General features: G+C 58.2%; 16 protein-coding genes. 14 read left to right on the top strand and 2 right to left on the bottom strand.

Annotated elements, in window-relative coordinates; translation table 11 throughout:
• Nucleotides 1-35: 35 nt before the first annotated feature.
• A complete protein-coding gene (locus tag ABD827_RS10045; RefSeq protein WP_298719496.1) occupies nt 36-2417 on the bottom strand; it encodes a penicillin-binding protein 1A in 2382 nt (793 codons plus the stop codon).
• Nucleotides 2418-2617: 200 nt separating this feature from the next.
• Between ABD827_RS10045 and pilM the strand changes: the two genes are divergently transcribed.
• From pilM to ABD827_RS10000, 9 genes are all read left to right on the top strand, one after another.
• Nucleotides 2618-3640 carry a type IV pilus assembly protein PilM gene (gene pilM, locus ABD827_RS10040; protein WP_344964609.1) on the top strand — a complete coding sequence of 341 codons (1023 nt, stop codon included), beginning with the start codon at nt 2618-2620 and terminating at the stop codon, nt 3638-3640.
• Nucleotides 3628-4188, top strand: coding sequence for a PilN domain-containing protein (locus ABD827_RS10035; protein WP_298719492.1), 561 nt, complete (start codon nt 3628-3630; stop codon nt 4186-4188). The genes pilM and ABD827_RS10035 overlap by 13 nt, the downstream gene beginning before the upstream one ends.
• Complete coding sequence (locus ABD827_RS10030; RefSeq protein WP_344964606.1) at nt 4185-4769, top strand: type IV pilus inner membrane component PilO; 585 nt, start codon at nt 4185-4187, stop codon at nt 4767-4769. The genes ABD827_RS10035 and ABD827_RS10030 overlap by 4 nt, the downstream gene beginning before the upstream one ends.
• Nucleotides 4766-5278, top strand: a complete 513-nt coding sequence (locus ABD827_RS10025) for a pilus assembly protein PilP (RefSeq protein WP_344964604.1) — start codon at nt 4766-4768, stop codon at nt 5276-5278. Before ABD827_RS10030 ends, ABD827_RS10025 begins: the two co-directional genes overlap by 4 nt.
• 23 nt (nt 5279-5301) lie before the next feature.
• Nucleotides 5302-7326, top strand: a complete 2025-nt coding sequence (locus tag ABD827_RS10020; RefSeq protein WP_425567985.1) for a type IV pilus secretin PilQ — start codon at nt 5302-5304, stop codon at nt 7324-7326.
• A 258-nt stretch (nt 7327-7584) separates the two neighbouring features.
• On the top strand, nt 7585-8103 hold the full coding sequence (gene aroK, locus ABD827_RS10015; protein WP_104486184.1) for a shikimate kinase AroK: 519 nt from the start codon (nt 7585-7587) through the stop codon (nt 8101-8103).
• A gap of 14 nt (nt 8104-8117) precedes the next feature.
• Nucleotides 8118-9200, top strand: a complete 1083-nt coding sequence (gene aroB / locus ABD827_RS10010) for a 3-dehydroquinate synthase (protein WP_344964600.1) — start codon at nt 8118-8120, stop codon at nt 9198-9200.
• Entirely contained in the window at nt 9197-10573 is a 1377-nt protein-coding gene (locus ABD827_RS10005) for an AAA family ATPase (protein WP_344964598.1), read from the top strand. The genes aroB and ABD827_RS10005 overlap by 4 nt, the downstream gene beginning before the upstream one ends.
• Nucleotides 10574-10634: 61 nt before the next feature.
• Nucleotides 10635-11468: a Dam family site-specific DNA-(adenine-N6)-methyltransferase gene (locus tag ABD827_RS10000; RefSeq protein ID WP_344964596.1), complete on the top strand. Its 834-nt coding sequence runs from the start codon at nt 10635-10637 to the stop codon at nt 11466-11468.
• Nucleotides 11469-11535: 67 nt separating this feature from the next.
• On the opposite strand, the gene ABD827_RS09995 is transcribed toward ABD827_RS10000, so the two are convergent.
• On the bottom strand, nt 11536-11718 hold the full coding sequence (locus tag ABD827_RS09995; protein ID WP_344964595.1) for a DUF2970 domain-containing protein: 183 nt from the start codon (nt 11716-11718) through the stop codon (nt 11536-11538).
• Nucleotides 11719-11820: 102 nt separating this feature from the next.
• Here ABD827_RS09995 and rpe point away from each other — a divergent pair, with 102 nt between their 5' ends.
• From rpe to ABD827_RS09970, 5 genes are all read left to right on the top strand, one after another.
• Nucleotides 11821-12495, top strand: a complete 675-nt coding sequence (gene rpe / locus ABD827_RS09990; RefSeq protein WP_344964593.1) for a ribulose-phosphate 3-epimerase — start codon at nt 11821-11823, stop codon at nt 12493-12495.
• The gene (locus ABD827_RS09985; RefSeq protein WP_344964591.1) at nt 12470-13183 is read left to right on the top strand and encodes a phosphoglycolate phosphatase; all 714 of its coding nucleotides are present in this window, start codon (nt 12470-12472) and stop codon (nt 13181-13183) included. The genes rpe and ABD827_RS09985 overlap by 26 nt, the downstream gene beginning before the upstream one ends.
• Entirely contained in the window at nt 13176-14183 is a 1008-nt protein-coding gene (gene trpS / locus ABD827_RS09980; protein ID WP_344964588.1) for a tryptophan--tRNA ligase, read from the top strand. The genes ABD827_RS09985 and trpS overlap by 8 nt, the downstream gene beginning before the upstream one ends.
• 110 nt (nt 14184-14293) lie before the next feature.
• Nucleotides 14294-14506: a hypothetical protein gene (locus ABD827_RS09975; protein ID WP_298719467.1), complete on the top strand. Its 213-nt coding sequence runs from the start codon at nt 14294-14296 to the stop codon at nt 14504-14506.
• Between the two features lie 166 nt (nt 14507-14672).
• Nucleotides 14673-15158 (top strand): DUF6515 family protein, encoded by a 486-nt coding sequence (locus ABD827_RS09970; RefSeq protein ID WP_344964585.1) that lies wholly within the window; start codon nt 14673-14675, stop codon nt 15156-15158.
• Nucleotides 15159-15258 lie beyond the last annotated feature (100 nt).

Genomic DNA, 15258 nt, shown 5'->3' with positions numbered 1-15258 from the left:
TTGGTATAATACCCATCTGATCATATGCCGGTAGTTCAGAACAGCTCGTCGGTCAGGCTGGTGCCGCCAAACTGTTGCCGGTTCTCCGGACGACCGTAACGCTTTGGCTCCGTGCCTTCGATAAAGTACTCGGTCATGCCATCGCCATGGCTGAGCAGGCCGCTGCCGGTGTCGATGGTGGCGGTCACCAGATGTTCCGGCACCGGGCGTGGCTGCTCCGGATGCTCTTTCAGCGCCACCTTCATGTAATCAACCCAGATGGGCAGGGCGGTACTGCCGCCAAACTCGCCTCCGGCCGTTTGCTTCGCGCCCAGATTGGGATTGTGCGCGGTGCGGCCCAGCGGACGACCGAAATCGTCGAACCCGACCCAGGCGGTGGCTACCCTATCGGGGGTAAAGCCGGAAAACCAGGCGTCGCGCGAGTCGTTGGTAGTACCGGTCTTGCCGGAGATGTCCCGGCGTTGCAGCGCCCGACCGGCACGCCAGCCGGTGCCGTTCCAGCGTCGGCCGTTACTGGTTCCGCCCAGAATGGCGGAGTTCAGTGCCTGGCTGACCAGAAAGGCATTTTCTTCGCTGATCACCGGCACTCGGCCGGGTTCGGCCTCATACAGCACAATGCCCTGGGCATCTTCGATGCGCTGTACCACGAAGGGCGTCACCCGCGCGCCACCATTGGCAAAGGCCGCATAGCCGGTCACCATCTGCAGCGGGGTGGCGGAAGGCGAGCCCAGCGCCAGACTTTCGGTGGCGGGAATCTTGCTGGTGTCGAAGCCAAAGTCATTCAGCCGCTGCATGGCCACCGGAATGCCGGTATCCCGCAGCAGGCGAATGGACACCACGTTCTTGGAGCGGGCCAGCGCTTCCCGAATGCGGATCGGGCCATCATAGACATTGGGCGAATTGCGCGGTTTCCAGGCATTGCCGCTGCCCGCGTCCCAGTGGTTGATGGGCGCATCGTTGATCATGCTGGCCAGGGTGAAGCCGCTGTCCAGTGCCGCCGAATAGATAAAGGGCTTGATGTTGGAGCCCATCTGGCGCTCGGCTTGCTGGGCGCGGTTGAACTTGTTGAGGGTGAAGTTGAAGCCGCCCACCAGCGCCGTGACCGCGCCGCTGGACGGCTCCAGTGCCACCAGGGCACCGTTGACCTCGGGCACCTGGGTCAGCATCCACTGTTGCTCTTCCCGCGGGCGCACCCAGATTTGATCGCCCGGACTGAGCGCCTCTTTGGCCTGGCGCAGGGCATGGCCCTGACGCTTGTCGGTGATGTAACGACGAGCCCATTTAATGCCATCCCAGTCGAGTTGCACCTCGCCCCTGTCCTTGATGATCAGGGTGGCGCTGCGCTCGGCCACGGCGGTCACTACCGCCGGCTCCAGCGGCCAGTAGCTCGGCTGTTGCTCAAGATGCTGTTCAATCTGCTCCAGGCTCCAGGGACTGTTTTGCCACAGGCTGGCCACCGGGCCACGATAACCATGGCGCAGATCATAGGCCAGCAGGCCATCGACCAAAGCGGTATTGGCGGCCATCTGCTCATTTGACTGCACCGTGGTGTACACGCTCAGGCCGCGGGTGTAGGCCTCTTTACCGAACATTGTCAGGGCAAATTGATGCGCCATCTCTGCCAGATAGGGGGCTTTGAGGGTGATTTCGGCACCGTGATAGCGGGCCGCCGCCGGCGTTGCCATCGCCTCGTTATATTGCGAGCGGTTGATCTTGCCGGTGTCCAGCATGCGACCCAGTACCACGGCCCGGCGCTCTTCGGCGCGACGGGGGTTGCTGATGGGGTTGAAGATGGACGGCCCCTTGGGCAGACCGGCGATCATCGCCATTTCCGCCAGCGTCAGGTCGCCGACTTCCTTGCCGTAATACACCTGGGCGGCGGCACCGACCCCATGAGAGCGATGGCCGAGCGGAATTTTATTGAGATAGAGCTCGAGGATTTCGTTTTTGCTGAGCAGCGATTCGATATGCAGGGCAATGAAAATTTCCTTGATCTTGCGGATCACGGTCTTTTCCCGGGTGAGGAAGAAGTTTCTCGCCACCTGCTGGGTAATGGTGCTGGCGCCCTGGCGTTTTTCGCCGGTGGTCAGCCAGACGAATGCTGCCCGGCTGATGCCGATGGGATCGATGCCCGGGTGTTCATAGAAGCGGTCGTCTTCGGTGGCCAGAAAGGCGTCGATCAGCAAGGGGGGCATCTGTGCCACGGTAAGGGGATAGCGGCGCTGTTCGCCATATTGAGAGATGAGTTCGCCGTCCTGACTGAAGATACGCATCGGCGTTTCCAGGCGTATGTCCTTGAGCGCGGACACATCGGGAAGTTCGGGCTTGATCTGTTGATAAAGTACAAACACGGCGGCCACGCCGCTCAGAGCCAGAAAGAGACCGAATAAAAACAGGCGAATGAGCCATTTGAGCATGAAGATAACACCCGATAATCATTTTTTAATCAAATAGTGAGCAAGTATATCCTGTGTCGGCGGTATTGTTCGAGTGCTTTGTTTTTATACTGCGTTAACCTTAGCGATTTATTTGAGTCTATATATTATTATCAAGACCCATCATAACAACCACATGGATGATTATGTTGAACCTGAACAGACGCAAAGGCTTCCAGGGAATGATTGGAATCGATTTCGGGATGAACAGCATCAAGGCACTGGCCCTGAAAGGAAAACCGGGTCAGTATGAGCTCGAAGCCATGGCCAGTGTTCCCACGCCCAAGGGCAGTATCGTCGATCACCAGTTACAGGATATGGAGCAGGTAGTGATGGCGCTCAAGCTGTTACGGCGAAAACTGAACAGCCGTTGTGACCAGGTTGCAACCGCGGTGACCGGCAGCAGTGTGACCACCAAGACGATTCTGGTGCCGCGCAGTCTGTCGCACGAAGAGCTGGAAACCCAGATATTACTGGAAGCGGAACAGCATATTCCCTTTCCGCTCGACGAGATCAGCCTGGATTACGAACGCCTTGGCATCAATGACAACCACCCGGACCGGGATAATATTCTGTTGAGTGCCGCCCGTACCGAAAGCATCAACAGTCGCGTCAGTGCCCTGGAGCTGGCAGGCTGGAACACTCGGGTGGTGGATATCGGTGTGCATGCCCTGGCGCGAGGAGTCAATGCCTGTCTGGCGGCAGAAAAGACCGAAGCCAGTCTGCTGGCCGTGGTGGACATCGGCGCCGAATGCCTGACCTTTGCGGTGATGGACGAGGGCGAAGTCATTCATAGTCGCTTGCAAAACTTCGGGGGCGCCCAGCTGAGCCGGGATCTGGCCAGAATGAGTGATATGCCGGCAGAGCGTGTGGAGCAGGCCAAGGTAGACAACACCTTTCCCGCCGAACTGCGGGAAGATATCGAACAGCTGTATATCAATGTCTTGCTGCAGCACATTCGCCGGAATATTCAGCTGTTTTGCAGCAGCTCCGGTAATAAGCCCCCTTCAGCCCTGTTTCTCAGCGGCGGCGGGAGCCAGTTGGCGGAGCTGGCGCAGATACTGCAACAGGAGCTGAGCCTGCCGGTACTGCTGCCGGACTTTGAGCGGCTGTTTCACGGTATGCCGCAGCACTCCCCCGATGCGGCGGCCTTTACCACGGCGCTGGGGCTGGCCCTGAGGAGTTTTACCCCATGTCCAATATAAACCTGTTACCTTGGCGCGAAAGCGTTCGTGCGGCACAGAAAAAACAATTCATGGTGGCACTGGCGGTCGCTTCCCTGATCACGGTGTCGGTGATGCTGATGGTGAACATGTGGATTAATCAGCAGACCGCCCGACAGCAGCAGCGAAATCAGTTTCTACAGAACGAGACGGCCAAACTGGATCTGATACTGGGAGAGATGCACGATATCAGGGAGCAGCGTATCAAACTGCTGGAGCGAATGAGTCTGATCGACAGTTTTCAGCAGCGACGTAACCTCTCGGTGCGGCTGTTCAATCAGTTGCCCGAGCTGGTGCCGCCCGGGGTTTATCTCAGTTCGCTCAATGTGGTCGACAATCGTATCGATATTGTCGGCAAAACCGAAGCCTATCCTCGGGTGGCCAACATGATTCGACAGGTAGAGCGCCGTGACTGGCTGTATGAACCCCGTATCAGCTCCATTTTTGCCAGCGACAGGCAGCCTATTGCCCTGAGCCAGTTTTCGATGCAGCTCAGGGTGCAGGCGCAAACACCGGGAGTCATCCAATGAACTGGCAACAGCTGAATGAACTGGACTTCGAGAATATCGGCCAGTGGCCGCGGCTGGCCAAGATCATTGCCATTGCTCTTGCGTGTGCGCTGCTGGCCGGTGCGGTCGGTTATTTTCTGATTACCGACAGCCTCGCCCGGTTGGACCGGAGCAAGGCGCAGGAGCAAAAGCTGAAGCTGACCTTCGAGGAAAAAGCACAGCAGGCGGGTGGTTTGCCCGGCTCCAGGCTGCAACTGGAGGAGTTGCAGGCGGAGTTGAACGCCCAGTTACGCAAGCTGCCCAACACGCTGGAAATAGCCGGCCTGCTTGATGACATCAGCTTTATGGCGACCGACAATGGTCTGCGCCTGGAGCGCATCAACTGGGAGGCGGAAAAACCGAGCGAGTTTTCAACCGAGTTGCCGATGCGCATTATTGTCAGCGGTGATTATCATCAGTTGGGGCATTTTGTGGCCGATGTGGCGGCCTTGCCCCGCATCGTGATCATCGACAGCTTCAATTTGTCCCGGGCCGGGGCCGATCAGCTGAGCATGTCGATGCTGGCCAAGACCTACAAATATAACGAGCAGGAGGCCAAATGAGAATCTTCCTCCTGTTGGCCGGGCTGCTGTTGACGGCGTGCATCGATGATCAGGATCTGAATCACTACGTGGCCGAGGTGAAAGCGCGTCCCGTCGCGCCACCGGAGCCAGAGCCCAAGACCGAGGCGTTTGTACCCGAGACCTATCAGCCCGACTCGCAACGCAGCCCCTTTGGACACCCACAACCGGAGAACATCAAAAAACCGGACAATTCAACGGCCGATTGCGATCTGCCCGATCATGAGCGACCGGCAGAGGTACTGGAACGTTATTCGCTCGATAATCTGTCACTGCGCGGTACCCTGGGTGACAAGCGAGGTCTGTCGGCACTGATCCGTACCCAGGACGGGGTGACGCATCGGGTAAAGACAGGACAACGCATGGGGCTGAATCTCGGTGAGGTGGTGGGGATCACCACCAACGAGTTAACGCTTAAAGAATATATTCCCGATGGCGAAGGCTGTTGGGAAACCAGGACAACCCGGCTGGTGTTATCCGAAGCAAAATAAAAACAATAGGCATGGAGTGCGCTATGACAAGACAGATGGTGATAAAGCTGATGTGCAGCCTGGCACTCAGCCTGGTTCCATTTGGCCAGCTACTGGCCGCCGTTAGCCTGGAAAGCCTGCGGGTCAATCCTCTGGCTGGAAATCAGTTGATGCTGGAGCTGGAGTTTGATGCTCCTCCGTCACTGCTGACCGATGTGGTGCGCCAGAACCCGGATCGACTGGTGCTGCAAATTCCCGATGGTTTCTCCGCATTACCGGATAACCTGCTGCCTATCGAACGGCAGGGGGTCAGCTCCGTGGATGTGCGCCGGGTTGGCTCCAATCTGGAGGTGGCCCTGATGATGGAGTCCATGCAGCCATACCGGTTACAACGCGAGGATAATCGCGTGTTGCTGCTGCTGGGCGAGGGCGTCAGCGGTGTCGACAACCAGGGTTCTGTTCTGCCGCCGGGGGCGATCAATGTCATTACCGGTATCGATTTTCGTCGTGGTCGCGATGGTCAGGGGCAGGTGCTGGTGCAACTGGACAAGTCCACCGCCGCAGTCGACATGCAGGTCAAGGGAAACCGGCTGACCGCCAAATTTCACAACACCCATATTGACGATGCCCTGCTGCAGGTGCTGGATGTCAACGATTTCGGCACCCTGGTCAACCGTATTCGCAGCCGCCGTGAAGGGAGCGATGTGCTGGTGATGGTCGAGACCTCTGGCCGCTTCGATTATCGCTACGATCAATCGGCGCGTCTGTTTGTGCTGGAGCTGGCCAGACCGACCGAGGCTAAGTCCTCGGTGAAATCGGGCCGACACTATACCGGCAAGCCGATCTCGATGAATTTTCAGGATATTCCGGTACGCACCGTGCTGCAGCTGATCGCCGATTTCAATAACTTCAACCTGGTCACCACCGACTCGGTACAGGGCAACCTGACCCTGCGGCTCGATGGGGTGCCTTGGGAGCAGGCGCTGGACACCATATTGCAGGTGCGAGGGCTGGACAAGCGGCTGGACGGCAATATTCTGCTGGTGGCGCCGGCGACAGAGCTGGCGCAACAAGAGCAGCAACAGCTCGAGAATCGTCAGGCCAAGGAAGTGCTGGCACCGCTGGTCACCGAGTTTTTGCAGGTGAATTATGCCAAGGCGGTGGATGTGGTGGCCTTGCTGACCAATGAAAGCACCGGTTTACTGACCGAGCGGGGCGCCATCGCGGTCGATGACAGAACCAACATGCTGGTGATCAAGGATACCCGGCAAAGCATCGACAGCATAAAGCGCATGCTTTCTCTGCTCGACATTCCCATCAAGCAGGTGGTGATCGAAGCGCGCATGGTGACCATCGACGACGGTTTCGAGGAGGCGTTCGGGGTGCGCTGGGGCTACAGCAACGACAGCAGTTCCGGCCGTAATGAACAGTCGGTGAGCGGTACCCTGGAGGGCATTCGTGCCGGTGATGATGACAACTCGCTGAACGTGAATCTGCCGGCGGCGGGAGCGGCGGGTAACATCGCCTTTCAGGTTGCCAAGCTCGGCGGCGGCCGGTTGCTCGATCTGGAATTGTCGGCGCTGGAGCGGGAGAACCGGGCAGAGATTATTGCCAGTCCAAGGGTCACCACCTCCAGTCAGAAGCCGGCGTTGATCGAGCAGGGGACCCAGGTACCGTTTTCCTCTGCCAGTGACGGTGGCACTCAAGTCGAGTTTCAGGATGCGGTGCTCAGCCTCAAGGTCACGCCGCAAATCACCCCCGATAACCGGGTGGTACTGGATTTGACCATTACTCAGGACTCTATTGGAGAGCGCATTCCCCAGGCGACGGGGGGAGAGGCGGTGGCGATCAATACCCAGTCGATCACTACCCAGGTGCTGGTGAACGACGGTGAAACCCTGGTGCTGGGGGGAATATTTCAGCAAAATATCCTGCGTAGTGTGACCAAGGTGCCTTGGCTTGGCGACATCCCGGTGGTGGGCCGGTTGTTTAAAACCACCAGTGACAGCAACAAGAAACGCGAGTTGATTATCTTCGTCACCCCCCGTATTGTGCACGACAGTATTTGAACTCCAGGACGCTTTGCCCCTGCAAGCCGGGGCAAAGCCGTCATCAAACAGACCAGAAACGGGAACTTGGGCGCAAGGGCAACTGCATGGAGCCGTGTCTCGCTCCGGGCTTCTTTGGCCCCGTGGCGGGTATTACCCTTGCCAGCGACCGGCGCAGTTGCGATAATTCGGCGTCCAATTTCAGAAAGTTAAGGTCAGGTCCATCGTCGACCCTGCGGTGTTCGTGGGGCGCATTTGTTTGTGAGAATTTCGTGTAACATGGCTGAGAAACGCAATATCTTCCTTGTAGGGCCTATGGGTGCGGGCAAGAGCACCATCGGTAAATACCTGGCGCAGCAACTGCATATGGAGTTTTATGACTCCGATCATGAGATCGAGCATCGTACCGGTGCCGATATCAGCTGGGTATTTGATGTCGAAGGCGAAGAAGGCTTCCGCCAACGCGAAGAAAAGGTGATCAACGATCTGAGCGAACTGCAGGGCATAGTGCTGGCTACCGGCGGTGGTTCCATCAAGAGCAAAGAGAGCCGTAACCGGCTGTCGGCTCGTGGCATCGTCGTGTATCTGGAAACGCCGGTCGAGAAGCAGCTGGCCCGGGTACAGAAAGACAAGCGCCGTCCGCTGCTGCAAACCGAAGAGCCGCCGCAGGAAGTGCTGGAGCGACTGGCTGCCGAGCGCAACGCCCTGTATCTGGAAATTGCCGATTATGTGGTGCGCACCGACGAACAGGGCGCCAAACTGGTCGCCAATCAGATAGCCGAATTGATCGGCCTGTAACGGACAGGAGCTCCATGGAAAGGTTAACCGTCAATCTGGGTGAGCGCAGCTACCCCATTGTTATTGCCGAAGGCACCCTGTCACAGGGCTCGCTGCTGCGGGACATGGTCAAGGGCAACAAGGTGCTGGTCGTGACCAACGAAGTGGTGGCACCCCTGTATCTCGATACCCTGCTGACGGCGCTGGCGCCGCTGCAGGTCGAGTCACTGGTGTTACCCGACGGCGAGCAGTTCAAGACCCTGGACACCTTCAATCAGGTGATGGGAACCTTGCTGGCCGGTAATCACGGGCGAGATACCACCCTGATTGCCCTCGGTGGCGGCGTAATTGGTGATCTGACCGGCTTTGCCGCCGCCTGTTACCAGCGCGGGGTACCCTTTATTCAGGTGCCGACCACCCTGCTGGCGCAGGTTGACTCTTCCGTCGGTGGCAAGACAGCGGTGAACCACCCGCTGGGCAAAAACATGATCGGTGCCTTCTATCAGCCCCAAATGGTGTTGATTGATACCCTGTGCCTGCAAACGCTGCCGGAGCGGGAATTTGCCGCCGGCCTGGCCGAGGTGATCAAGTACGGCATTATCTGGGACGCCGACTTCTTCGACTGGCTGGAGCAGAATCTGCCGCGCCTGCAACGGCTCGAGGCGGATGCGCTGAGCTATGCCATTCGTCGTTGTTGTGAAATCAAGGCGGACATGGTGGCCTCTGATGAACGGGAACATGGCGTTCGTGCCCTGCTCAATCTGGGGCATACCTTCGGCCATGCCATCGAAGCGGAAATGGGTTATGGCAATTGGTTGCATGGCGAGGCGGTCGCCGCCGGCACCATGCAGGCCTGCCATACCGCCCACCTGCGCGGTGAAATGAGTGCTGCCGAGGTTACCCGGGTAGAAAGCCTGTTGATCAAGGCGCATCTGCCGGTGCTGGGGCCTGCCGAGATGACACTCGACCATTATCTGCCGCATATGCTGCGTGACAAGAAAGTGCTGGCCGGCAAGTTGCGCCTGGTGCTGCCGGTCGGCATCGGCCGCGCTCAGGTGGTGGATGATGTCACCGAGCAGCAGCTGGCGCAGGTGGTGGCGTCGGAACGGACACCGTGACCGACGCGGTTAATCTTCCCTTCTCCTCTCAGCAGCAGCTGCTGGCGCGGCTGCTGCACCTTTCCCGCCTCGATACCGATTTTATTCTGCTCACCGGGCCCGAAGGTGCCGGCAAGTCCTACCTGGCCCACCGGCTGACCGAAGAAACGGCCTTGATGCTGCCGGTGCTGCTGGATGCCGAAGCGCTCGACAGTCATGCCCGTTTTCGTGATGCACTGCTTGGCCGCTGGTTTCCGGGAACCGTGTTCGACTCCGAAGACTCGTTATCGGACTCCATGGCCAGGCTGTTGCCGGCCAGTCTGCACAAACGCTTGCTGGTGGTGGACAATGCCGAGTGGCTGACCGATATACTGTTACAGGAGCTAGTGGAGCTGTATCTGGCGTTGCCGGCTTCGGTCAGGCCTTTCATGGTGCTGATCGGCTCGGCCGGCTGGGCCGGGCAGGTGTGTCATCAGCTTGATGATACGATGAGATCCCGGGTGCTTGAAGTGGAAGTGCCGCCGTTGACCACGACGGACAAGCAGGACTTATGGCACGCTTTGGGATACCAATCCCCCCCCGCCACATCGCATGATATTCAATATCCCGGCGATGTGATTGACACCGTGGAGCCGCAGATGAAAACACAAGGTTATCGCCAGCTGGTGGAGCAGAAGTCCGTCAAGATACTGCTCACCGCGCTGATCGTGGTGGTGCTGTTGATTATTATCGTCAGTCTGCTGGATGACTCCGAGTCGTCTGCGCCCGAACTGGTTCAGCCTTTCGAGCAGGAGCAAGAGCTGGCGTTACCGCCGCCGATACCGACTCCGGTACCCGATACCGAAACGTCTACACCCGAGCCTGCGGGTGATAGCGTGGTGCGGGAATGGCCGGTCGAATCCTTGCCCGATACCCCGGCCATCAGTACGCGCGTTGCCGAAACACCGGACGACAGCGACAAGGAGCGGGTGGTGATCGAAGACAAGGTGGTCAGCAAGCTGATGCAGCGCAAGGCGACCCCCGAGCCGACGGCCAGACCGGATACCTCGGCAGGTTCGGCGCAGCCTGCACCTGCCGCTCGGCAGTCGGCCAACACCGGGGGGCTGAGCCCCCTGTCGGCGCTGATGCAAAAGTCCGGTGGCCGTTATACGCTGCAGCTGATGGCCAGTCGTGATCGGACGGCACTGGAGAAAGTGGCCACGCGCCATCGCCTGGCCCCGAGCTGGGTGTATCCCCGCAGCATCAACGGACAGCCCTGGTTTGTACTGGTATTTGGCGATTTTGTGTCACCGGAGCTGGCGCGTCGCGGTATCGGCTCTCTGCCATCCGAGCTGCAGGCGGCCAAACCCTGGCCCAAACCCTTCGCTCAGGTGCAAAAAGAAGTCAAACCATAGTCATGGGGTTGGCTTGAGGTTACAATGCGCGCCCTTCACCGGTTAGGCTTTGATGACGACAATGACTAAAACTCGGGCATTCCTGAAATGGGCCGGCGGTAAATACGGCCTGGTAGACAGCATCAATCGGCGTCTACCCGAAGGCCGAGTGCTGGTGGAACCCTTTGTAGGCGCAGGTTCGGTATTTTTGAATTCCGACTTTGAAGCCTATGTACTGGCCGATATCAATGCGGACTTGATCCATCTGTATCAGCTGCTCAAGACCCGGCCGGACGCCTTTATCCGCGATGCCGCCGCCCTGTTTACCGCCGCCAACAACGACAAGACCACCTATTACGACTTTCGGGTCGATTTTAATCAGGAACGGGATCACTACCGGCGAGCCTTGTTGTTCCTGTACCTGAACCGGCATGGTTATAACGGCCTGTGCCGCTATAACAAGAAAGGCGGTTTCAACGTGCCCTTCGGCGCCTATAAAAAACCCTATTTCCCCGAACGGGAGCTGTGGTTCTTTGCCGAGAAAGCACAGAGGGCCACCTTCGTCTGCCAGAGCTATACCGAGGTGTTTGCCCGGGCCGATGCGGATCAGGTGTTTTACTGCGACCCGCCCTATGCGCCGCTGTCGTCCACCGCCAGCTTTACCACCTACGCCGCCAACGGCTTTACGCTGGATGATCAGGCGATTCTGGCCCGGCTGGCGCGGGAAACCGCCACCCGTGGCGTACCGGTGCTGATCAGCAACCATGATATTCCGCTGACGCGGGAACTGTATCGAGATGCGGATCTGGAAGTGGTGGCGGTCAAGCGTACCATTAGCCGCCATGCGCACAATCGCAAGAAAGTAGACGAACTGCTGGCCCTGTTCGCACCCGGCGGCGGTGAGGAATCGGAGTGAGAAACAGGCGTGAGGTGACAATCCCTCACCCCTCGCTCTTCAGCCTTTATCCCTCACGCTTCACTCCTCAGGTATCAAGCACCAGCCGTACCACCAGCAGCAAGACAAGCACCAGCCCGACGATGGCCAGTGCCCCCAGGCCCAGATAGGGCCAGGGGCTGCCGCTGAACTGTTGCTGCCGGTTCTTTTGTGACTGCACCCCGAACAGCGCCGCCGCCACCGCCTGTAGCCTGTGTTTCCAGCTCATCATTTCCTCGTCCTGGCGAATGTCAGCCAAGCATAGACGGCTTGCTAGAGAATCACCGGGCACTGGGGTAGAATTGGACGGTTTTTTGCGCTCAAGGGAACTTTGATGACCGATTACCTGATTGCCCCCTCTATTCTTTCTGCCGACTTTGCCCGCCTGGGTGACGACGTGGCCCAGGTGCTGCAAGCGGGCGCCGACGTGGTGCACTTCGATGTGATGGATAACCATTATGTGCCCAACCTGACCATAGGCCCCATGGTGTGCAAGGCGCTGCGCGACTACGGCATTCAGGCGCCCATCGATGTTCATCTGATGGTCAAGCCGGTAGACAGCCTGGTGCCCCAGTTTGCCGAGGCCGGCGCCTCCATTATCACCTTTCACCCCGAGGCGTCCGATCATATCGACCGCACCCTGGGGCTGATCAAGGAGCAGGGCTGTCAGGCCGGCCTGGTGTTCAACCCGGCTACACCGCTGAGCTACCTGGATTACGTGATGGACAAGGTGGACGTGATCCTGCTGATGTCGGTCAACCCCGGTTTTGGCGGCCAGTCCTTTATCGACGGCACCCTCGACAAGCTGCGCCAGGCTCGTCGTCGCATCGATGAAAGCGGTCGCAACATTCGGCTGGAAATCGACGGTGGCGTCAAGGTCGACAATATTCGTGCCATCGCCGAGGCCGGTGCCGACATGTTTGTGGCCGGCTCCGCCATCTTCAGCCAGCCCGACTACAAGACGGTGATCGACCGAATGCGCAATGAACTGGCCAGCGTTCGTGGATAACATCGAGCTTATCCAGTTCGATCTGGACGGCACCCTGATCGACAGCGTGCCCCAGCTGGCGTTGGCGGTAAACCGCATGCTGGAACAGCTGGGCCATGCGTCGGCAGACGAGCTGGCGGTGCGCCACTGGGTGGGTAACGGGGCCGACATGCTGGTGCGTCGCGCCCTCATCAATGCGCTCGAGTGCGAGCCGGACGCCACACAGCAGCAAGAAGCGCGAGCGGCGTTCGACGTTGCCTATGAAGGGGTAGCCGAGCACGAGCTGGTGTTTTATCCCGGTGTGCTGGATACCCTGCATCAGTTGCACCAGGCCGGCAAGACGCTGGCTATCGTCACCAACAAGCCCTACCGCTTTGTTCCTGCCATTCTGGCGGCGGCGGATCTGAGCGATTACTTCTCCCTGGTGCTGGGCGGTGACAGCCTGGCGCAGAAAAAGCCCGATCCGGCCCCGCTGCTGCATGTGTGTCGTGAGCTGAATATTACGCCGGCGCGCTCTTTGATGATCGGCGATTCCGAAAATGATGTGCTGGCGGCCAAGGCGGCCGGCATGGCGGTGGTGGGTCTGACTTATGGTTACAACTATGGCCGGGATATCGCCGAAAGCCACCCGGACTGGGTGATGAGCGATATTCGCGGGCTGCTCGACCTGTTGCTAAAAAATGAACACAGAAAGGATAATCATGGCTAAACCAATTGTTTTCAGCGGCGCCCAGCCTTCCGGGCAGTTGACCATCGGCAACTACATGGGCGCCCTGCGCCAGTGGGTGAAGATGCAGCAGGACTACGACTGCCTGTACTGCATCGTGGACATGCATGCCATTACCGTACGTCAGGACCCACAAGCACTGCGCTCGGCCTGTCTGGATGCGGCGGCACTTTATATGGCCATCGGCCTGGATCCGGCCCAGAGCACCATTTTCGTGCAGTCGCATGTGCCCGAGCATGCGGAGCTTTCCTGGATTCTGAACTGTTATACCCAGTTCGGCGAGCTGTCGCGCATGACCCAGTTCAAGGACAAGTCCAGCCGCTATGCCGAAAACATCAACGCCGGCCTGTTCACCTATCCGGCGCTGATGGCGGCGGACATACTGCTGTACCAGACCAGCCAGGTGCCGGTAGGTAACGATCAAAAGCAGCACCTGGAGCTGACCCGGGACGTGGCCTACCGTTTCAATCAGCTTTACGGTGAGGTGTTCACCGTGCCCGAGCCTTTCATTCCCGCAGACGGCGCGCGCATCATGAGCCTGCAGGAGCCGACCAAAAAGATGTCCAAGTCCGACGATAACGTCAACAACTTCATCGGACTGCTGGAAGACCCCAAGGTCATCGCCAAGAAACTCAAGCGGGCGGTCACCGATTCCGAAGATCCGCCAGTGGTACGTTTCGATGTGGAAAACAAGCCGGGGGTTTCCAACCTGCTGACGCTGATGGCCGGCGCCAGCGGTCGCTCCATTCCCGAGCTGGAACAGCACTTCGAAGGCAAGATGTACGGCCACCTCAAAACCGAGACGGCCGAAGCGGTGCTGGCCATGCTGGAGCCGATTCAGCGCCGCTTTCACGAGCTGCGGGAAGACGAGGCAGAGCTGTGCAGAATACTGACGCTGGGTGCCGACAAGGCCCGGGCGAAAGCTGTACAGACCCTGGAAAAGGTATATGATGTGATTGGCTTTGTACCCAAAAGCCGTTAATACTTAAGGGAGCCGTCAAGGCTCCTTTTTCGACGGTTTCATTGTTTCGATTATTTTGCCGAACCGACAGTCTCACCGGTTCGATAACTTCACTGGATTATTTCCCATCTATGATAGAAGAAAACACCCTTGATCGGGAATTGACCGACAAGCTTTACTGGCTGCGTAAATTTCGCATGGCCAAGAATGACAAGACACTGGAATTAATGGTATCCAAAGCCGTTGATGATTATCACACTCACTCTGCCGTTGTTGCCGCCATTTATCTGGCCGAATGTCAGCGTGAGCGTGAAATGCTGCAGGGACGTTTTCTCGATCAATAAGCACAACGTGAGTCAAACGGGGCAATAGCTCTCGATTACTCCTGATACAGGCTGACCATCAAGGTCAGGCCGGGCTGTCGTTATCTTTGGATCTGGCCCATAATCAAGGTATCTCCACACTCATCGGTTACCCCATGCCGATAGTTGTCAAGAGGAGGAGACACCCATGACACTGCAACTTTTCAAACGTCGTCGCTGGCTGTTGCCTCTGCTCGGGGCGCTGACCTTTGGCCTGATGGCACCGCAGGTGCTGGCAGACAGAGAGGGGCGCGGTGATGGCCGAGGATATAAGCAGGGCTACGACAGGCACCAGAATCAGCACTATGGCAAGCACTACGGCAAGCATTTCAAGCACCGTAAACACGCTCGGCATCACAGGCATCATCGTCACTATCGGTACGCTCCGCGCAGGGCAAGGGTGGTGGAGCAGTATTATTATCAGCCGCCTCGTCACTATTATCGTGAGCAGCATTCTTCGCGAGCACATATCTCGGTGACCCTGCCGCTGGGTACCATAGTGCATGGCCTGCCCGGTGGTTATGTCAGCTTCAGCCTGGGTGGAGACCCTTACTACTATCACGGCGGTAATTACTATCGTTCCTATCAGCGTGGTTATCGGGTGATTTCCCCGCCGTCCGGGCACAGGCGGTAGCGGGCTGATTTTAGGCATTATACCAATTACATTGGCTATGTATGAGTTAACTGTGTCTACACTGTATTTATATACAGAAATATGGTGGGCCAGATTATGG

This window comes from Oceanisphaera sediminis, assembly GCF_039539745.1.
In the GTDB taxonomy this organism is placed as follows: Bacteria; Pseudomonadota; Gammaproteobacteria; order Enterobacterales; family Aeromonadaceae; genus Oceanimonas; species Oceanimonas sediminis.
This window is presented reverse-complemented; position numbering and strand designations above follow the sequence as displayed.